The sequence below is a fragment of the Desulfoluna sp. CLI2B genome, assembly GCF_056847375.1.
In genome coordinates, this window is sequence record NZ_CP186557.1 from 5,190,198 (window position 1) to 5,209,442 (window position 19,245).

14 protein-coding genes and 2 pseudogenes are annotated in these 19,245 nt (G+C 60.4%); 9 read left to right on the forward strand and 7 right to left on the reverse strand.

Going from position 1 to position 19,245, the window contains the following annotated elements:
- Positions 1-59: 59 nt before the first annotated feature.
- From ACOYW2_RS24220 to ACOYW2_RS24240, 5 genes are all read right to left on the reverse strand, one after another.
- On the reverse strand, positions 60-1,025 hold the full coding sequence (locus ACOYW2_RS24220; RefSeq protein WP_482768245.1) for a S41 family peptidase: 966 nt from the start codon (positions 1,023-1,025) through the stop codon (positions 60-62).
- Complete coding sequence (locus ACOYW2_RS24225) at positions 916-1,290, reverse strand: hypothetical protein (RefSeq protein WP_482768246.1); 375 nt, start codon at positions 1,288-1,290, stop codon at positions 916-918. Before ACOYW2_RS24225 ends, ACOYW2_RS24220 begins: the two co-directional genes overlap by 110 nt.
- Positions 1,291-1,436: 146 nt before the next feature.
- Positions 1,437-2,852 (reverse strand): murein hydrolase activator EnvC family protein, encoded by a 1,416-nt coding sequence (locus tag ACOYW2_RS24230; protein WP_482768247.1) that lies wholly within the window; start codon positions 2,850-2,852, stop codon positions 1,437-1,439.
- Positions 2,807-3,688 (reverse strand): permease-like cell division protein FtsX, encoded by an 882-nt coding sequence (gene ftsX / locus ACOYW2_RS24235; protein WP_482768248.1) that lies wholly within the window; start codon positions 3,686-3,688, stop codon positions 2,807-2,809. Before ftsX ends, ACOYW2_RS24230 begins: the two co-directional genes overlap by 46 nt.
- On the reverse strand, positions 3,685-4,392 hold the full coding sequence (locus ACOYW2_RS24240; protein ID WP_482418406.1) for a cell division ATP-binding protein FtsE: 708 nt from the start codon (positions 4,390-4,392) through the stop codon (positions 3,685-3,687). Before ACOYW2_RS24240 ends, ftsX begins: the two co-directional genes overlap by 4 nt.
- 294 nt (positions 4,393-4,686) lie before the next feature.
- Here ACOYW2_RS24240 and pyrE point away from each other — a divergent pair, with 294 nt between their 5' ends.
- The 6 genes from pyrE to ACOYW2_RS24270 all read left to right on the forward strand — a co-directional run bounded on the left by pyrE (position 4,687) and on the right by ACOYW2_RS24270 (position 13,704).
- Entirely contained in the window at positions 4,687-5,247 is a 561-nt protein-coding gene (gene pyrE, locus ACOYW2_RS24245) for an orotate phosphoribosyltransferase (RefSeq protein WP_482418407.1), read from the forward strand.
- 455 nt (positions 5,248-5,702) lie between these two features.
- The gene (locus ACOYW2_RS24250) at positions 5,703-6,875 is read left to right on the forward strand and encodes an efflux RND transporter periplasmic adaptor subunit (RefSeq protein ID WP_482768249.1); all 1,173 of its coding nucleotides are present in this window, start codon (positions 5,703-5,705) and stop codon (positions 6,873-6,875) included.
- Positions 6,872-10,063 carry an efflux RND transporter permease subunit gene (locus ACOYW2_RS24255; protein WP_482768250.1) on the forward strand — a complete coding sequence of 1,064 codons (3,192 nt, stop codon included), beginning with the start codon at positions 6,872-6,874 and terminating at the stop codon, positions 10,061-10,063. Before ACOYW2_RS24250 ends, ACOYW2_RS24255 begins: the two co-directional genes overlap by 4 nt.
- 66 nt (positions 10,064-10,129) lie before the next feature.
- On the forward strand, positions 10,130-11,464 hold the full coding sequence (locus ACOYW2_RS24260; protein ID WP_482768251.1) for a TolC family protein: 1,335 nt from the start codon (positions 10,130-10,132) through the stop codon (positions 11,462-11,464).
- 234 nt (positions 11,465-11,698) lie between these two features.
- Positions 11,699-12,388 (forward strand): response regulator transcription factor, encoded by a 690-nt coding sequence (locus ACOYW2_RS24265; protein ID WP_482768252.1) that lies wholly within the window; start codon positions 11,699-11,701, stop codon positions 12,386-12,388.
- Complete coding sequence (locus tag ACOYW2_RS24270; RefSeq protein WP_482768253.1) at positions 12,385-13,704, forward strand: sensor histidine kinase; 1,320 nt, start codon at positions 12,385-12,387, stop codon at positions 13,702-13,704. The genes ACOYW2_RS24265 and ACOYW2_RS24270 overlap by 4 nt, the downstream gene beginning before the upstream one ends.
- Here ACOYW2_RS24270 and ACOYW2_RS24275 read toward each other — a convergent pair.
- Positions 13,588-15,048 carry an MATE family efflux transporter gene (locus tag ACOYW2_RS24275; RefSeq protein WP_482768254.1) on the reverse strand — a complete coding sequence of 487 codons (1,461 nt, stop codon included), beginning with the start codon at positions 15,046-15,048 and terminating at the stop codon, positions 13,588-13,590. The two genes, ACOYW2_RS24270 and ACOYW2_RS24275, sit on opposite strands and share 117 nt — an antisense overlap.
- A 619-nt stretch (positions 15,049-15,667) precedes the next feature.
- Here ACOYW2_RS24275 and ACOYW2_RS24280 point away from each other — a divergent pair.
- Positions 15,668-15,847 (forward strand): annotated as a pseudogene (locus ACOYW2_RS24280) (MerR family transcriptional regulator); the annotation flags it as partial.
- A gap of 458 nt (positions 15,848-16,305) precedes the next feature.
- A complete protein-coding gene (locus ACOYW2_RS24285; protein ID WP_482423827.1) occupies positions 16,306-16,464 on the forward strand; it encodes a hypothetical protein in 159 nt (52 codons plus the stop codon).
- 16 nt (positions 16,465-16,480) lie between these two features.
- On the opposite strand, the gene ACOYW2_RS24290 is transcribed toward ACOYW2_RS24285, so the two are convergent.
- Positions 16,481-17,104, reverse strand: a complete 624-nt coding sequence (locus ACOYW2_RS24290) for a class I SAM-dependent methyltransferase (protein WP_482768255.1) — start codon at positions 17,102-17,104, stop codon at positions 16,481-16,483.
- Positions 17,105-17,818: 714 nt separating this feature from the next.
- On the opposite strand from ACOYW2_RS24290, the pseudogene ACOYW2_RS24295 reads away from it, so the two are divergent.
- Positions 17,819-19,244, forward strand: a pseudogene (locus tag ACOYW2_RS24295) (sigma 54-interacting transcriptional regulator); the annotation flags it as partial.
- Between the last annotated feature and the right edge of the window lies 1 nt (position 19,245).

Sequence of the window (19,245 nt, forward strand, 5' to 3'; positions counted from 1 at the left end):
TTGTCGCCCCTTCATACCCCAAGGAGGGGGCAAGGTCATGGAAAAAGCGCCAGGCCCCATCACCCGTTGCCGAAAATATCCCGGCTGAGCAGAAGCTCCAGAGCCCGCTGCACCTGGTTGTCCCGTCTCAGGCGTTCCGGTGCCTTGAGCAGGGGTTCCTCCTCCTGATCCCCGCTGACCTCAATATGGTTGGGCAGATCCCGCTCCGCCAGATGCTTCTCTTCCGGGGTAAAGGCCATCTCCTGAAAGGGAAGCTCCACATCGGGCACAATACCGCGGGCCTGGATGGAGACCCCGGAGGGGGTGTAGTAGAGGGCCACGGTCAGCTTCAGGCCGTACCCGTCGGAGAGGGGGATGATGTTCTGGACAGACCCTTTGCCAAAGCTGGTGGTTCCCAGGATAAGCCCCCGCTTGTGGTCTTTCATGGCCCCGGCCACGATCTCCGATGCGCTGGCCGACCCGCCGTTGATGAGCACCACCACGGGAAAGCTGCGCACCGCCTTCTCGGTGGTGGCCCGCCACACCTGGCGCTGCTCCTCATCTCGCCCCTTGATGGAGACGATCACCCCTTCATCGAGAAAAAGGTCCACCATGTCCACGGCCTGCTGAAGGATGCCGCCGGGGTTGTCCCGAAGGTCCAGGACCAGCCCTTTCACAGGCCCGCGTGCCTCATGGGCCACAAGGGCCGCTTCAAAATCCCGGGCGGTGTTGTCGTTGAAGGAGGTCACCGCGATAAAGGGGAAGCCCCGCTTCAGCTCGTAGTGGGCCACGGACTGAAGGGGGATCTCGTCCCGGCGCAGGGTAAGGTCCACCTCTTTTCCCCCCTGCTTCTGAAGCACCGTCAGGGTCACCATGCTCCCCCTGGGCCCCCGCATGAGGGTGATGGACTCCTCCATGGTCAGGGCGGCGGTCTTTTCACCGTCCACGGCGATGATCACATCCCCGTTCCGAATCCCGGCCTCCTTGGCCGGTGAGCCTTCGATGGGTGAGACCACCGTCAGCTTCTCGTTTCGAATGGCCAGCACCAGCCCCACCCCGGAGAGTGTCCCCCGGCCTCGTCCTCCGCAGCTTCGCGGGCCGCGGGCAGCCCACGGGGTCCAGAACGTCGATCATCCCCTTCATGCCCTCGCAGAGCTTTTCGGAGTCGGGCTCGTCCACATAGCTCCGTTCAATCTCTTCGATGACGTCGGTGAAGATCCGCAGGTTCCGGTAGGTGCCGTTCTCTGCCGCGGACACGGCAAAGGGAACGAGCAGAGCAATGAGGATCACGATCATATACATGCGCTTCATAGGCAGGTATCTCCTAAAAGGATGTGAAAACGCTGGGGCCAGCGCAAGCCCCCCGAACAGCGTCGAGGGGCGACTGCGCCCGTGCAGCATACACGCAGGGCCACAAAGGGGGGCCTTCCAGGCTTACGCCATGGGAATGCCGCCCCTTATTTTTTAAACCAGGGACCGGGGTTGAGAGGTTTGCCGTGGTGTCGAATTTCGAAATGGAGATCGGGATACCCGGAGAGGCTGGAGTCCCCGACGGTGGCGATCACTTCCCGTGCGTCCACGCGATCGCCTTTTGTTTTGAACATCTCGTCGGTGTGGGCGTAGAGGGTGTACCAGCTCTCACCGTGGTTGATGATGAGAAGGTTGCCGTACCCCTGCAGCCAGTCTGCGAAGAGCACTTCACCGGAAGAGACGGCACGTACCGGTTCCCCTCGCTGGGTCCGGATGCTGATGCCGTTTTCAAAGGTGGTGACGTTCATGCGGGGATCTTTGTGGCGCCCGAATGATGAGACAATTTTACCGGTTACAGGGTATTTCAACAAGCCTTTATACCGAACAAAGCGATTTTTCGAGGAAAGGGCTTTCCTCGCCTTGGCCAGCTCCGCCACCTTCGCCTCCAGGAGCCTTTCGGCCTCCTTCATCTCGGCGATGGCCGCCAGGCTGAGCTTTTCTTTCTCCCGAACCTCCTTGAGCATGGCCGCCCGCTTGCGATACCGTGCCTCCACATCGGCCAGGACCTTTCCATGCTCGGACGCCGCAGCCGCCAGGGCCGAGCGCTCGGCGGCGAGCTGCGCTTCCACGCCTTTTCGCTCCCGGAGCAAGGCGGTGTACCGGGTCAGCAACACAGCATCGCTGCCCAAGATGCGGACCAGGGCCCGTTTTTTCACCACCATGTCGTGGAAGGAGCCTGAAGCGGCAAAGGTGTTCATCTCGCCAATCTGGTTCAACTTATGGTAGGCCACCAGGCGGGCCATGAGCCGCTTTCGCCCCACACGGATATCTGCCTCCACCCGGCTCTTTGCCTTAAGGGCCTCAGACACTTTGGCCTCCACCGCAGCCAGCTCCCGGTTGAGCTCCCGCTCCTTTTTCCGGGCCCGGGACAGCGAGGCGTTGAACCGATCCAGCTCGCGGATCACGTCCCGCTCCTCCTTGCGCACGGCCAGGAGCTTTTTCTCCTCGGCCCGCACCGCCTTACGGATCCCGGCCAAAGAGGTGTTGGCCCCCTTCTCGGAGACCGGTGCTGCCTTGCCCCCCTTCTTCTTCACGGTGCGGGGGGCCTTTTCCGTGTAGAGAACGGCCAGCCCATCGGAGACGGCGATGTACCCCCGCCCCCTGTCCACACGCACCAGGGCCCAGTCCCCAGCGCGGCGCTCCACCTGGCCCACGTCCCCCCGGGACAGGGTCCAGAGCACCTCGGCCGAGGCCGTGGGGTGCCGCCGCACGTTGAGTGTGTCGGCCACCACGACAACGCGATCCGGCCCTCCGGCCAGAGCAGCCACCGGTCCCCCCAGAAGAAAAAGCCCCAGGATCAGGAGGAGGCTTCTTTCATAAATTCTCGAAGAGACAAAAAACATCCGAACCATCCCACAAAAATCCCGTAGAGAAAGACCCCTCCCATGGAAACCGGAGAGAGAAATGACAGGTCAAAGGCCTCGGCTCCGCCCCCCGTGCCCGAGGCAAAGAGCGCGTAAGCCCCGAACAGGGCCAAAAGGGCCAGGAGCGATCCCATGGCCCCCTCCAGCACCCCGGCCAGGTAGAGGGGAATCTTGATAAAGGCACCCGTGGCCCCCACAAGCTGCATGATCTCAATCTCGTCCCTGCGGGAGTAAAGGGCCAGGCGCACGGTGTTGTACACGATAAAAAGGGCCACGATGAAAAAAAGCCCGGCCAGGGCCACACCGGCCAGCTCCACCATGCCCAGCAGATGGGAGACCCGCGCCAGCCAGGAACGCCCGTACTCCACATCGTCCACGGCAGGAAGCCTCACCATGGCCGCGGCCATGGCCTGGACCTGCTCCCACTCCGCGGCCTCGGGGGTCACCTCCACCTCGTAGGCATCGGGCAGGGGGTTCTCCCCCAGCCCCTCAAAAAGGGAACGTTGCCCTTCCATGCTCTCCATCAGGTCGGTGAGGGCCTCGTCCCGGGAGATAAAGGAGACCCTGGCCACGCCGCCCATGGTTTCCAGGGCATGGCCGGCCTCCTCCACATCGGCGGAGGCGGCTCCATCCTTCAAGTAGACCATGACCCGCACCCCGTTTTTCCACGAGGAGATCACCGCCTCCCCGTTTTCCACCACCAGGAGCAGGGCCCCTGCAATAAGAATGGTAAGGGCAATGGTCACCACGGTGATGCCGTGGAGAAAGGCGTGGCTGGTAAAATCCTTGAGCGTTCGCTTCATGTGGCGTCTCATGGGCGTCCTCCTCCCACGGGCTCCGGTGCCACCAGGCGCCCCTCTTCCAGGCGGATGATCCGCCCCTGCTTCCGGGCCAGGAGCTCCCGGTCATGGGTGGCCACCATCACCGTGGCCCCCTTTTCATGGTAGGCGGCCAGAAGGCCGATGATGATCTCCGCGGATTTCGGATCCAGGCTGCCCGTGGGCTCATCGGCCAGGATCACGTCCGGCTGACCGGCAATGGCCCGGGCCACGGCCACCCGCTGCTGCTCCCCGCCGGAGAGGCTCGCGGGCATGGCGTCCATGCGTTTGTCCATGCCCGCGTGGCGCAGGATGTTCCGGGTGCGCTTGTCGATCATGTTCCGGGGCTCCCCCCGGGCTTCCAGGACCAGGGCCACGTTTTCAAAGACGTTGCGGTTGGGGATGAGCTTGAAATCCTGGAAAATGATGCCGAACCGGCGGCGCAGGAAGGGCACCTCCTTGGACGTCAGCCGGTTCATGTTGGTGCCGAAGGCAAGAACCTGGCCGCTGGTGGTCTTCTCGCCCAGGTAAAAAAGCTTGAGGAGGGTGGACTTGCCGGCGCCCGACGGGCCGGTTACATAAAGCCACTCCCCTTTGTGAATATCCAGGGTAATATTGGAGAGGGCCAGCTTGGCGCCGAAACGCTTGCTGACATTGAAGAGGCGGATGACGGCGTCGTCCGCAGGGTCTGGCTGTGTCATAGGCTCCGGTCCGGGGGAAAGGGCGGGACCCATTGGGAAAAATCCATTTCCACCGAAACGATTCCCGTTGATTTTTCACCCCATTTTCTGGTAATTGGACTTGCACGAGTCAAGGAGTGCCGCAAAACGGTTTTCCTTACGTGCGAGCCTCCACTGACTATCCCAAATGGCTTCTTCCATCAGTGGAGGTTTCCTGTATCTACAGGTCGGATATTGTCCGTGACCTTTTTACATAGCCATCACCTAGGACAAAAGCAACCGATTTTTATCCAGAACTCATTAAGGGGACCTTCCATGAAAAACGAACTTTTAGATATTGTCTGCAAAACCTCCTTCAAATTTTCCGAAGAGCCCACCTTTAAACTGGCCTCGGGCAAAATGAGCCACTTCTACGTGAACTGCAAGCCCACCACCCTCTCCCCCCGGGGCATGTACCTCGTAGGGAACCTCGTCTTCGACGCCGTCAAGGATCTCGACATCACCGGCATCGGCGGCCTCACCTTCGGCGCCGACCCCATTGCCGTGGCCACCTCCTTTGCCTCCGAGCTGGGCGGCAAGCCCATCAAGGCCTTTTCGATTCGTAAAGAACTCAAGGACCACGGCATCATCAACTGGGTGGAAGGAGACATGGCCAAAGGCGAGAAAGTGGTCATCATCGATGACGTGGTCACCACCGGCGGCTCCACCATAAAGGCCATCGAGCGCGCCCGCGTCCAGGGCCTGGAAGTCGTCCGCGTCATCACCCTCATCGATCGACAGGAAGGCGGCGTGGAAAACATCAAGGAGCACGTGGAAGACGTCCGCTCCATCATCACCCGCGACGACCTCATGAAGCACCTGGGGGTTTCCCTGTAACGAAAATGCCTCCGGCGGGCAGGGGATAAATCCCCTGCACCCCAGGTTTGCACATACTCAGAGGCTCGTTCCTCGCCCCTTCACATGTGCTGACGGGCTGCGCCCGTAAAAAACGCTAAAGAGCCATGGAGATAAATATCTTCATGGCTTTTTTTGTTACGATTCAGCTTGCCTCGGCAGGGCCGCCGGAGGCAATTCACCGCTCACCACGGGCAAAGCCCGTAAGCGAATGCGACCCCCCGAGGAACGAGGGTTGGAGCATTCGCGAACCTCTGGTTTCACGAAAATTTCACATGGGTTTCACGTCTGTTTCACACCCTTTCACGTAGCCTGTCTTGCATTGAGGCGGGCCTTCGGGCCCCTCGACAACCCGCGCAGGCGCCCTCATCCCCCCCCCCGAGGGCGGCCTGCGCCCTTTCAACCCCCCAAGCAAAACGCAAGACAAGGAACAACCGATGAAAAAAGCAACCAGCGCCCTTCTCTGCGGCGCCGTTCTCTTGGCGGGCGTCTGTGCCATGAAGGCCCTGGCCGGGCTCCGGGTCCCCCCCGGGGCAAAAGCCATTGAGGAGTCCGCCCTGATCGTGGAGGTCACCGAGGCCATACCCCGGGAGGTCCAGACCGTGATCTCAGGGTATGGTGAAGTCACAGCCTTGAATACCGTGGCCCTGAGCCCGGAGGTTTCCGGCCGGGTGGTGGCGGTTCACCCCCGCCTGGAGGAGGGAGAGGTGATCGAGGCAGGAGAGCCCCTCTTTCAGCTGGACACCGAGACCCTCACCCTGGAAAAAACCACGGCTGAACGCCGCCTCGTGACCCTGAAGCGAAACCGGGACCTCCTGAAAAAAGAGTTCGAACGAACCCGAAAGCTCTTCGACGCCATGAAGACCGGCAGCCTCTCCGACGTGGAATCCGCAGAGCAGGCCTACAACACAGCACGGGATGCCGTGGACCAGCTGGCCCACTCCCTGGCCGAAACCGAGCTGAACCTGAAAAAGTCCACGGTCCGCGCCCCCTTCAGGGCCCGGGTCAAATCTGTCTCCATTGAAAAAGATCAGTACGTCACCACCGGGACCCAGGTGGTGACCCTTGCCGACGACGCCCTCCTGGAGGTGTCCGTTCCCATCAAGGGCGACGAAGCCGCCATGTTCCTGGAGTTTGAAGACGGCCCGGCCCCTGCCACCTGGTTTGGCAACCTGGTCCCAAAAATCTGCCTCGTCTCCTGGAACGACGGCGCGGCAACGGCCTCCGGCACCCTGGACAGGGTCGTCCGCTATGACGCCGCATCCCGCACCGTCTATGTGGCCGTTCGAATAGACCGGCTGGCCCAGGAAGGATTTCCCGTCACCGAGGGCATGTTCTGCCGGATCACCATCCCGGGCAAGCCCTTGCCAAACCTGGTTCCCCTGCCCTCCCATGCCGTCACCTCCGACGGCACCGTGCGCATCAACAGCAACGGACGCCTGAAGACCGTGGCCGTGGAAACAGCCTACACCCACGATGGGTTCACCTATGTGTCGGCCGGGCTCGCCGAAGGCACCCGTGTGATCACGAGCCGCCTGGCAAGCCCCCTTGAAAACGCCCTGCTCACCATCGCCGTCCCCAAAGAGCTGGCCTCGGGAGGGACCCGATGAAAAAAATAGCCGAAGCCTTTGCCCGAAACACGGTGTTTGCCAACATTCTGCTGATCATCATCCTGCTTGCGGGCCTGGGAGCTGCCCGCCTCATGGTGCGGGAAGATTTCCCCTCCATGACCCTGGACACCGTCACCGTCAAGCTCGCCTGGGACGGCGCCTCCCCTGAAGACACGGAAGAGGGGATCTCCCGCAAGGTGGAAGACGCCATTGACTCGGTGGAGGGCATCGACACCTACACCACCACCTCCACGGAGGGCAGCTCGTCCACGGTGATCACCGTCAAATACGGGTACGACACGGAAAAGGTCTACGACCGGGTAAAAAACGAAATCGACCAGATCTCCACCTTCCCCGACGACGCGGACAACCCGGTGGTCAACGTGCCCACCGTCATCTTTCCGGTCATGACCCTGGGCGTAAGCGGAGAGATGGATGAAAAGACCCTCAAGACCTGGGCCGATACCATGGAGGATGAGCTCAAGCACCTCCCGGAGATCTCCCAGGTGGAGGTCACCGGCACCCGGGATTACCAGATAACGGTGGAACTCTCCGAAGAGGTCCTTCGAAGATACGACCTGACCCTGTCTGATGTGGCCACGGCCATTTCAAACTCCAGCCTGAACCTCTCCGGCGGCAAGGTAAAGACAAGGGGTGAGGAGTTCAGCGTCAGAACCATGGGCAAGCGCTATTCCGGGAAAGAGCTGGCAGACATTGTGGTGGTGGCGGGGACCGGTGGGGAGAGCCTCTCCCTGGGTCAGCTGGCCACCATCAAGGACGATTTTGAACAGGACAAGCTGGCCATCCGGTCAAACGGAAACCCCATGGCCCTGGTGGTGGTGTCCAAAACCGAGCAGGAAGACGCCATCGCCATCGCCGACCGGGTCACCCGCTACGTCACCGAAGCCAACCGCACCCTGCCCCCCGGAGCTCACATTTCGATCCTCTCCGACAACACCGAAGAGATCCGGACCAACATCGGCATCCTCCGGAAAAACGGCATCATGGGCCTGATCCTCGTCTTTGCCGTCCTCTGGCTCTTCCTCGACACCCGCCTCGCCTTCTGGGCCGGCATGGGCATCCCCATCTCCCTTTCCGGGGGCCTGGCCATCCTCTGGCTCACCGGGTACACCATCAACACCGTCTCCCTCTTCGGCCTGATCATGGTCCTGGGCATCGTGGCCGACGACGCCATTGTGGTGGGCGAGGCGGTCTACGTTCAAAGGAAAAACGGCGCAGGCCCCCTTACCGCAGCCGTAAACGGCCTCATGGAAGTGGGGATGCCGGTCCTTGCCGCCGTGGCCACAACGGTACTGGCCTTTGTTCCCCTGATGCATATCAAAGGCACCATGGGCAAGGTCATTGTCTGCCTTGCCGTGGCGGTCATCGCCTGCCTTGTGATCTCCCTGGTGGAGTGCCTGATCCTCCTGCCGGCCCACCTGTCGACCCTGCCGGATCCCAAGGGGCAAACCCCGTCACGATTTGCCCCGCTTCGGGCCCTGGAGTCCTTTCACGCCCGGAGCGTGGAGAGCATGGAGCGGGTGGCCGAAACCGTCTACCGGCCGTTGCTGACCAAGGTGCTCACCCATCGCTACCCGGCCGTATGCGTAGCCATGGCCGTGGCCCTGGTCACCATCGGCCTGTTTCGTGGCGGACTCCTCAAGTACAACATGTTTCCCGAGCGCGACGGATTTGAACTGGCCGCCCAGCTCACCTTCCCCGAAGGCACCCCCTACGAGGTGACCGAGGCCGCGGTGGCCCGCATCGAGGCCGGCATGCACTCCCTGGCGGCAAAGACCGACACCGCCTCAGGGGCCCCCCTGGTGAACCACATGCTCTCCGTCACCGGCAAGGCCGTCAATGGCCACATGGGCTCCATGGGAAGCACCGGCGCCAACCTGGGCGGGGTGCAGGTCTCCCTGCTCAACGCCTCGGAGCGTGGCATCCACACCCGGGACCTCTGCCTGGCCTGGGAACAGGAGGTGGGGGCCATCGCCGGTGTGGAGAAGCTCACCTACACCTCAGGGGGCGGCGGGCCTCCGGGCGGGGACATCGAAATCGCCCTGGAGGGGAACGACCTTGACGCCCTCACCGCAGCGGCTGACGACGTCATGGAAAGGCTCAGGCAAATAGACGGCGTCTTCCGCATCGAAAGCGACAGCTCCCCCGGTAAAAACGAAATCCGCTTCACCTTGAAACCGGAGGCCCGAAACCTGGGGATCACGGTCAGAGACCTTGCCAACCAGGCCTTTGCCGCCTACTTCGGCAAAGAGGCCGTCAAGATCCAGCGGGGAAACGATGAGGTGGACGTAAAAGTCACCTACACCGAAGAAGAACGCAGCACCCTGGAAAGCCTCAAGGACCTGATGGTGAAAGCCCCCGACGGCACCATGGTGCCGGTGAAGGCCGTTGCCGACATGGAGATCCGTCCGGGGTACTCGACCATCACACGAACCGACAACCGACGCCAGGTCACGGTCAGCGCCGACGTGGACAGCACCAAGCTCGTTGCAGGGGAGGTGCTGGCAGAGCTGGAAAGCGGCTTTTTCAGCGAACTGGAGAAAAACAGGGGCGTGGAGATAAGGCTGAAGGGCCATGCGGAAAAAGACCGGGAGGCCTTTGGCAGCCTCGCCCTGTGGTACCCCCTGGCCGTTTTGAGCATCTACATGATCGTGGCTGCCATGTTCCGCTCCTATGCCCAGCCCCTGATCATCCTGCTCACCGTGCCCTTCGGCCTCATCGGTGCGGCCCTGGGCCATGCAGTCATGGGGCTGAACCTCTCGTTGTTCAGCGTCTTCGGCATGGTGGCCCTCTCCGGGGTGGTGGTTAACGACGCCATCGTCCTCATCGACCGCATCAACACCAACATAAGCGAAGGCATGCCCCTGGTAAAAGCCGTGGTCTCCGGGGGTGTCCGGCGGTTCCGGTCGGTGATGCTCACCAGCGTCACCACCGTGGGCGGACTCCTCCCGCTGATCCTGGAGACCGACCCGGCCGCCGCCACCATGGTTCCCATGGGGGTCTCCCTGGCCGCAGGGGTCACCTTTGCCACGGTCCTCACCCTCCTGCTGGTCCCGGCCCTCATGGTGGTCCTCCATGACGGCCATTGTGCCCTCGCACGCCTGATGGCACGCGCCCCAGGGAATCACGGGTCCCAAGAGCCTGTCCCCACAGGCAACGACACCTGACACCGCGCCCCCGGCAGTCCCGCCGGGGGCCCCTTTTTGAAATCCTCGATGCACAGGTACACAACCATGTTTTTGAAAGTTCGTTTTCTTTTTTATCTCAGCCTGGTCGCCCTGGCCACGGCCCTTCCGGCGGCAGCCGACCAGGCGGGCCAGCAGCCCATTGCCTCCCTCAAGGTTTTGGACCTGGCCACGGCCCAGGACATTGCGGTCTCCGGCAACCCATCCATCCAGGCGGTGCAGGATCGCATCGAACAGGCCCGGCAACAGGTCAGGCAAAAAGAGGCGGCCTGGTTTCCTAGCCTCGACGCCGCCACCTCCCTCACCCACACGGAGGACGCGGCCAACGCCACCCTGTCCAACGACGGAGACACCTACGATGCGTCCCTTTCCGCCACCCTCACCCTCTTTGACGGATTCAGCAGATCCTATAACCTCAAATCGGCCAGGTACGGAGAGACAGCCTCGGTGGCAGCGGAAAAAGATGCGCGGCGCCTCCTGATCTTCAACGTGGCCCAGAGCTACTACACCCTCCAGAGTGCAGAGGAAAATATTTCCATTGCCCTGTCGGACAAAGCGTACAACGCAAGGCAACTGAAGGAGGCAGAGGCCCGCCACAAAGCAGGGGCTGGCTCCCTCAGCGATGTGCTTAACTTCAAGATCAAGGTCAACACGGCCGCGGCCACCCTGCTCACCGCCGAAAAAAACCATGCCGTGGCCCTCACCGGCCTGGCAGCCCTCATGGGCATTGACGAGGCCGCCCTGCCCGAAGACCTCACCCTGGCCCCCCTTGAAACAACCGGTACCTGGGACACCGCCCCCCTTGTCACCGAAGACCTGATCACCACGGCCCTGACCCTGCGCCCGGACCTTGCCCAGAGCGATTCAAACGTCAAACAGGCGGAGAGCGCCGTGGGTGTTGCCCGCTCCGGCTACTACCCCACCGTCAGCCTCACCGGGGCCTTGGCCGGCTCCCGGGAGGACGATGCACGCTACGAGGGAGATGACTTCGGCAGCAGCATCGGGGTCACCGTCAAACTGAACCTCTTTTCCGGCGGCGAAACCCGGGCAAAGGTGACGGAGGCCGAAGCGGCCCGACGGGAAGCCCGACACACTATGGAGGATGTGGCCCTGACCGTGAAAAAAGAGGTGCGGGAGGCCGTGGAAGAGATTGACACGGCCTTCAGGCAGGTTAAGCTTCAGGAGGAGACCGTGGCCCTGACCCGGCAGAGCCGGGACCTGGTGGAAGAGGAGTACCGTGCGGGAAAAACAGGCGTGGTGAAACTCAACGAAGCTCAGAACAACCTGGTCAGCGCCGAAGGCGGCCTCGTGGACGCCCGGGTGAGCCTCCTCACCGCATGGGAAAAGATCCGGTCTGTCACCGGGACAAACCTGACCAGGTGAGATAGCAAAGCAAGGGTAAAAAATGCGCCTCCGGCGGCCCTACCGGGGGCCAAACTTTTGAAAAGTTAGACAAACAGCTCTTGACCGCTTTGGCATGAATTTCAGCGATTTTGACTGTTCTAATCTTTCGGAAAGTTTTTTTTGCGGAGCTTTTTTTCAAAAAAGCGACCCGCCGGAGGCAAGGCGAACCTGGGATGCAGGGGATGTATCCCCTGCAACGGAGAAGGCACGGACATGACACAAAACACGTTGCGCATTCTGATCATCGAGGACAACCGGGACATTGCCGAAAACATCGGCGACTACTTCGACGCCCGCGGCCACCTCACCGACTTTGCCATGGACGGCATCACCGGCCTGCACCTGGCCCTCACCGAGGCGTACGACGTGATCATCCTGGACCTGATGCTTCCGGGCATGGACGGCCTGACCCTCTGCGCAAAGCTTCGGCAGGAGGGAGGAAAAGCCACCCCCGTCCTCATGCTCACCGCCCGGGACACCCTGGACGACAAACTGGCCGGGTTTGACACCGGGGCCGACGACTACCTGGTGAAACCCTTTGCCCTGGAAGAGCTGGCCGCACGGGTACTGGCCCTGTCCAGGCGAAGCAGCAAGCCTTCAACCGCCCTGCTCCGGGTGGGAGACCTCACCCTGAACACCGCCACCCTCAAGGTGCACCGAGAGGGCCGTGAAATCGAACTGAACCACACCTGCCTCACCCTCTTGAAACGCTTGATGGAGGCCTCCCCCCATGTGGTCACCCGCAGGGAGCTTGAGCATGCCCTCTGGGGAGACACCCCGCCGGGGAGCGATGCCCTGAGGTCCCACCTCTACACCCTGCGCACCAAAATCGACAAACCCTTTGACGCCCCGCTGCTCCATACCCTCCACGGGATCGGGTACCGGGTGGAGGCAACCTCATGACGCGCCACCGACGCCCGCCCATGGAGCTCAAACCGAGGTTTTTCAAAACCCACGCGTTTCGGGTCTTTCTCTCCTTTGTCCTCTTCGGCTCCCTGCTCACCCTGGGATACGGCCTGGCCGTCTCCCACCAGATGCGCCGCATCCATAAAAAGATGGAAAACTTCCGCGTCCAAGAAGAGATCAAGAACTACCTGAGCAACTACGACGAAGGCAAGGCCCCCTTTCTCACCCGGAGCCTGTTCATCAATATTTACGATGAGATCGAGGACATCCCGCCCAACTTTCGAGACCTGCTTCGGGGCCTTCCGGACGGGACCTACTTTTCAAGCAGACCCGACGGCATCGGAGGGCCAGCCTTTCACCGGTACCTCATCCGAAGCCTGCCCGGACAAGAGAAAAAGCTCTACTTCATCATCGATGACGGGGGGTTTGAGGCGCGGTTCGGCCTCCATGACCAGATAGACAGGGTGTTTCGGTACGGCTTTTTCGTGGCGGCGGCCTTAAGCATCATCGTGGGCCTTGCCAACGCCCATCTGCTGATCCACCCCATGGCCAGGCTCCTGGAGCGGGTGAGCCGCTCCAGGCCCGAAGACCTGCCCGTGGGGTTCTCCTCGGAATACGCCCACGATGAGGTGGGGGCCCTGGCCCGGGCCATGGACAGCACCAACAAGCGTATCCGGGCCTTCATCGAGCGAGAACAGCAGTTCACCCGGGACGCCAGCCATGAGCTCCGGACCCCTGTGACGGTTATCAAAGGGGCTGTGGAGCTCATGGAACAGCTCCCGGAGCATGACAAAACAAGCATCCAGCGCCCGCTGAAACGCATCGATCGCTCGGTCTCGGAAATGGAAACCCTCATCGAAAGCCTGCTGATGAAGGCACGGGAGGAAACCGCCATGGGTGCCGCATCCTTTGCGGCCGACACCCTGGTGGAGGAGGCCATACAGGAGAGCAGCTACCTCGTGGAGGGAAAGGGCGTCATCCTCTCCTTCGAGTGCACCGGCAATCCGGCCCTTGCCGTGTCCGGTCCCGATTTCAAGATGGCCGTCTCCAACCTCATCCGCAACGCCTGCACCTACACACGGGCGGGGACCGTCCTTGTGCGCCTTAGCACCACCCGGTTCGAGGTAGAAGACACCGGACCGGGAATCGACGCGACCATCATCCACCAGGTCACCGACCCCTTTGTCAGGGGAAAATCAAGCCAGGGGCACGGCATCGGCCTGTCCATCGTCAAGCGGGTCTGCGACCAGGCAGGCTGGAACCTGGCCATCTCTTCCGGGGCCAACGGTGCTCGAATCCGCATCACCTTTTAGAAGGGTTTTTACGCCTTGGAGACCCGAGGCGCAAGGGGCTCCCCGCCATCTGGCGCGCACACCCCGGTAGGCCCTGGCAAACCAGAGGCACACGGCAAGGGTGGCCAACTCTGCCGCAGGAACCGACAACCAGACCCCGGGCAGCCCCATGACCCTTGGGAGAAGCCAGACAAAGCCAAGGGTAAAGACAAAGGTCCGCAAAAAGGTGAGGAGCGCGGAAATTTTCCCGTTGTTCATAGCGGTAAAAAAAGCCGAACTAAAAATCGTCAACCCGTTGATCAGAAAGGTAAAGGTAACGATCTGAAGCCCCCCTTCGGCAACAGCCGTCACCACGGGCTGCCCCTCGGCAAACAGGCGGATAACCTGCCCGCCCCACACCCAGGTGAGTACAAAGGTGACCAGGGACGTGACGCCGATGACACGGAACGAGTGGCCGATCAAGCCCTTGAGCTTTTCCACGTTCCGGGCACCGTAGTTAAAGCTGAGAACCGGCGCCACCCCCATGCTGAGGCCGATGTACAGGGAAGAGAGCATAAAGTAGAGGTACATAATAATGGAAAGGGCCGCCACACCCTTTTCTCCGGCATACGTGATGATCACCAGGTTGAAGACCAGGGTTTTGACCCCGCTGGCGATCTCCGAGATCATCTCGGAAGAGCCGTTCAGGACGGTATCCCGGAGAAACGGGACATCAAGCGTTGGCCGGGTGAAGGTAAGGGAGACAGAACGCTTCAAAAAATAGAAGACCCCGATCGCACCGGAGAGCCCGATACCTGCCGCCGAGGCCACGCCCGCACCGTGGAGCCCCATGTCCAGGCGCACGATGAGCAGGTAGTCAAGAAGGATATTGGTAAACCCGCCTGCCAGGGTGATGTAAAAGGCCCACACAGGCTTGCCGTCCAGGCGGATAAAAAACTCGAAAAAAATCTGCAGCACCACAACCGCGAGCCCGACCCCAAAGGCCTTGAGGTACACGGCGCAGTAAGGAAGCAGGGTTTCCGTGGCCCCCAGGAGCCGGGAGATCCGTTCCACCCCAACCCCCTTCAGCATCACGAGGATTATCACCGCCACCACCACAAGGCTCGCAAAGGCCAGGGAAAAGTGGCGGTTGGCGCCGTCCCGATTCCCCTCCCCCAGCTCAATGCCGATGATGGCACTGGACCCGGCGGCCACCATGATGCCGATGCCGAAGCAAAAACTAAACAAGGGCATGATGATGTTCATGGCGGCCAGGGCAAGGGGCCCGGCATACCGGGACACAAACAGGCCATCCACCACCATGTAAAAGGAAATGGTGATAATGCTCAATATGGACGGGGTGACAAACCGGAGGAAATCACCCATGCTCCACTCTCTTTTAAAATGCTCTTCCATCTTGGTCTTCGCTCTCATGAATGTATGTCGAGTAACGCTTCATCTGCTAAAAGGCTGCCTTCTATAGAGGGAAAAAACAAAAAAGCCTCCGGCGGCAAGGTGTGCCACCTTGAAAGCAGGTTGCGAATGCGCTTTCCCCTTCGTTCCTCAGGGAAAATCACATTCGCCTTTCATTCAGATTTAACTGAATCTGTTTTTTAAAACCTGTGTAACTATTCAGTTGCATCCGAGCAGGAAGTTAGCTTTTTTGAAGAAAAGCTCCGCAAAAAACGTTTCTAATGCATCCATGATTCGTTTTGATGACCACGAAGGGCAATCAAAACAAAGCGCGGGTGTGCGATTGTCGGAATTGCTCGGATAGGAGGCCTATGAATGATTAGTTGAGACCTGTTTATCAAACTTTTTAAAAGTTTGGCCCCCGGCAGGGCCGCCGGAGGCATCTTTAACCGAACTGCCTCCGGCGGCAAGGGCAGCGAAGGCATTAAGCTAAAAAATTACGATATGAAAACGGTCATCTCTTAAGGTATATAGTTGCTATAGGGTCAAGAAAAAAGGAGACGTCATGCAGGTTAAATTTATGGCCGGAGAGATGGCGAGGTTGCACAACATTTCTAAGCAGAGCCTGCTCCACTACGACAGGATCGGCCTTTTTAAGCCCAGGGAGGTCCACAGCAGAACAGGATACCGGTACTACACCCTGGACCAGTTCGAAGACCTGGATGTGATCCTCTCCCTAAAAAGCCTGGGGATGAAGCTTGAAGAGATCAAAACCTACCTGACCAAAGAGTCCATTGATGAGCGAATCACGATTCTGGAAGACCAGGAGGCATTCTGTGATTCAGCAAGAGCTCCTGAGATGAGAGCAAACCCGTCAACCGCCTCGCAGTCTACCATCATCACGGCCCTGAAAAGCCGGCAAACCATCATTCCCATGGACATGGGCATCCGGTGGTTCGACACCATGCATGTCGTCCGGGAGCCGGTGGAGGCGCCCCATGACCTCTATGCCCTGGAGCTTGCCATCAAAAAGCTGTTTCAAGCCACCCGCGGGAACGACCAGGCAGAGTACCACCGGCTTTCCCTTGAGCGACCTGTGCTGAAGTATCCCCGGAGGCAGATGAACGCTTTCAAAGCGTCGCCCTCCATGTTGCCGGAGCCACAGGGGCAACCATTCCGGCAGGGGAGTATGCGTACCTCTACCACAAGGGGCGTTTTGAAGAGCTCTCCCTGTCCAGGGCAAAACTATGGGCGCATATCGCCCGGCAGGGCTACACAACCGGCAACACCGCCATTGAAAAAGTCCTCCTCGATTCCCTGGCCGTCCCCCGTGAAGACGATTACCTCATCGAAATCCGCATGCCGGTGACCAAAGTTCCTTCCCCGTAAGTCACCAGGGCGCCCCTTACGGCTTTGCCCCTTCCGCTTTCAAGAGATACCCCAGCCAGATATCGGTATTGCCCCGGGCCGATGCGGACCGGCCCATGGAGCACACCTCAAGGCCCGCCTGGCTTGCCACCGCCCTGAAATCGGCATCCTGCCAGTAATAAAAGGTGCGGTGATCGGCATCGGCACCTTCCCCTTCGCCCTCTTTCACCGAAACATACAGGCGACCGCCGTCTGCCAGGGCCCCTGCAAGACGGAGAAGATGACCGGGCACCGCCTTATGGGGAAGATGGACGAGTACCCCGGAAACAAGGATGCCGTCCCAGGGGCGATCCAGGAGATCTGTGGTGGTAAGCTCCCCGACGGTTACTGGGCAGCCCGAGTGCTGTTCGGCAAGGGAAGCCAGGGCGGCGGAAGGCTCCAGTCCGTGGGGGTGAAAGCCCCTCTCCTTTAACCAGAGAAGATCCCGACCGGACCCGCAGCCGATATCAAGGATCCTGGCCCCGGGCAAAAGCGCCTCGGCCAGGGGGGTAAGAATGGGGGTGGGGTCGATGTTCACGGTGGCGTCGAAGAACCGCTGCGCCTCCTGCTCGTAATAGTCCCGTGTGCTGTCGTCCATGGCAAAGGCTCCCAACATGTTCATTTTATGTCAATCTTAAACGAACGAATGTTTATTTATCTAATTGATTCCTGAAAAGATGCCGTGCTGCACAGATAAAGGGCTACATGTCGCCACGGCAATGCCTTCTTCTTCTATAGCTTCCAACAGATTAAAGGCAAGGATTGCCTGCGTAAGAGTCAACACAGGTTATTGTCCGGTCCGCCCAAATGAGCATTCGTTTATTCGTCGTGTTGCTCAAAAGCATCGACCCACCCACTGTCCGGGGGAGGCTCCCCCCGTTGGCCCGGCGGCACCCCGTTGATAAAATCCGGTGCCCACGACCCGCCCATTGTTGCCGAGCCTTCCAGCCCGCGTCCCTTTCTGAATCACCATGCCCGCCCCACCCAACTGCCTTGAGTTTTTCCTGCAATTACCTTTAAACGAATATTCACTCATTTTAAGAATTCCCACATTCTATGTGGATTGAGACTCTCGCCTGAGAGTTGGCCGATCCACCCTGCACATGACAAGGGCCCATAGCATCAGTGCATTGGCGTCACTGTTTCATCGCAATAAAACCCGGCCACCTATCCACAGAGTCAAAAAACCGAACAATCATTTATTTTGATTTTTTCAGCAAAAGCTGTGGAGACAATGGCCCCCCTATTTTGAGAACACCCTTTCCTTATGCTCCGCCATTTAGTAGGTCTCGGGGGTACCCCTTTTAAATCGGAGACAACCAGACGGAGCAATGCCATGGGCTTTGAGACGGACAACCTTCCCCTTTTCGAAAACTCAAGCGACGCCATCATCGTGCTGCAGGACGGCATCATTCGAAACGTCAATGCCAATGCCGTCAAGGTCCTCCGATACGAGGCCCACGAGCTGGTCAGCCGTCCCTACGGAGACTTTGTCCACCCGGACGACGTGGCGCTTGTGGACACTCGCTACCGAAAACGGATGAACCACCAGCCCGTGCCCCAGGTCTACCCCTTCCGCCTCATCACCAAGGACGGGGACATTGTCTGGTTCGAGATCCACGCCATCGAGATCGTCTGGGACGGGCGCCCCGCCAGCCTCACCTTCTTCAACAACATCACCCAGCGGGTCCGGGCCCAGGAAGCCCTCGAGGAGAGCGAAAAGGTGACCCGGGGTATCTTAAACGCCATCCCCGACACCATCATCCGCATCATGGAAACCGGCCGCATCACCACTTACAAGGGCCCGAAGAGTTCCATGGTCAAAGGGAAGGCCCCTTACGCCGGCAGCCACCTCTCCGACTTTCTGCCCCGGGAGAAGTTCAAAGAGGCCATGGACGCCATCGGCAGGGCCCTTGCCCACCACACAGTCCAGCGTTTCGAATTCAAATGGGCCGAGGTCCGGGGCACCCAGTGGTACGAGGCCCGGATCATCGCCCTGGCCGGAAGCGAGGTGCTGGGGATCCTTCGCAACATCACAGAACGGAAAAGGCGGGAGCGGGCCCTCACCGAGCGCCTCCACCACCTGGAGACCCGGGTCAGGCAATCCCACGCCATGGGAACCATCGTCGGTCGGAGCAAACCCATGCAGGAGGTCCTGGAGACCATCCTCAAGGCGTCCCGAACCTCCGCCCACGTCATCGTCTACGGAGAGTCCGGCACAGGAAAGGAGCTGGTCTCCAAGGCGGTCCACGACCTGAGCGACCGGTCAGAAGGAAAATTCGTGCCCGTGAACTGCGCGGCCATTCCCGAAAAACTCATGGAGAGCGAGTTCTTCGGGTACAAAAAAGGCGCCTTCTCCGGGGCGGACCGGGACAAAAAAGGGCTCCTGGAACTGGCCCACGGCGGCACCCTCTTTATGGACGAACTCGGAGATCGACCTCAACATGCAGGCCAAGCTCCTGCGAGCCATCGAAGGAGGCGGATTCCTCCCCGTGGGGGGCCGCGAACCGGTCCACCCGGACATCCGCATCATTGCCGCCACCAACAAAAATCCCGAAGAGCTCGTGAAGCGGGGCCGCATGCGCGAAGACTTCTTCTACCGCATCAGCGTCATCCCCATCACGTTGCCCCCGCTGCGGGATCGCCTCGACGATCTCCCCTTTCTCATCCACCACTTCCTGGAAAAGCTGGTCACCGGCGAGAAGCTCCCCGTGATCCCCTCCCATGTCATGAGCAGGCTCCAGGCCCACCCCTGGCCCGGCA

What these genes read in the sequence shown, in the direction of transcription:
- ACOYW2_RS24225 (WP_482768246.1), bottom strand. Translation starts at nt 1,290, where the DNA reads ATGAAGCGCATGTATATGATCGTGATCCTCATTGCTCTGCTCGTTCCC.
- ACOYW2_RS24230 (WP_482768247.1), bottom strand. Translation starts at nt 2,852, where the DNA reads ATGTTTTTTGTCTCTTCGAGAATTTATGAAAGAAGCCTCCTCCTGATC.
- ftsX (WP_482768248.1), bottom strand. Translation starts at nt 3,688, where the DNA reads ATGAGACGCCACATGAAGCGAACGCTCAAGGATTTTACCAGCCACGCC.
- ACOYW2_RS24240 (WP_482418406.1), bottom strand. Translation starts at nt 4,392, where the DNA reads ATGACACAGCCAGACCCTGCGGACGACGCCGTCATCCGCCTCTTCAAT.
- pyrE (WP_482418407.1), top strand. Translation starts at nt 4,687, where the DNA reads ATGAAAAACGAACTTTTAGATATTGTCTGCAAAACCTCCTTCAAATTT.
- ACOYW2_RS24250 (WP_482768249.1), top strand. Translation starts at nt 5,703, where the DNA reads ATGAAAAAAGCAACCAGCGCCCTTCTCTGCGGCGCCGTTCTCTTGGCG.
- ACOYW2_RS24255 (WP_482768250.1), top strand. Translation starts at nt 6,872, where the DNA reads ATGAAAAAAATAGCCGAAGCCTTTGCCCGAAACACGGTGTTTGCCAAC.
- ACOYW2_RS24260 (WP_482768251.1), top strand. Translation starts at nt 10,130, where the DNA reads ATGTTTTTGAAAGTTCGTTTTCTTTTTTATCTCAGCCTGGTCGCCCTG.
- ACOYW2_RS24265 (WP_482768252.1), top strand. Translation starts at nt 11,699, where the DNA reads ATGACACAAAACACGTTGCGCATTCTGATCATCGAGGACAACCGGGAC.
- ACOYW2_RS24270 (WP_482768253.1), top strand. Translation starts at nt 12,385, where the DNA reads ATGACGCGCCACCGACGCCCGCCCATGGAGCTCAAACCGAGGTTTTTC.
- ACOYW2_RS24275 (WP_482768254.1), bottom strand. Translation starts at nt 15,048, where the DNA reads ATGGGTGATTTCCTCCGGTTTGTCACCCCGTCCATATTGAGCATTATC.
- ACOYW2_RS24290 (WP_482768255.1), bottom strand. Translation starts at nt 17,104, where the DNA reads ATGAACATGTTGGGAGCCTTTGCCATGGACGACAGCACACGGGACTAT.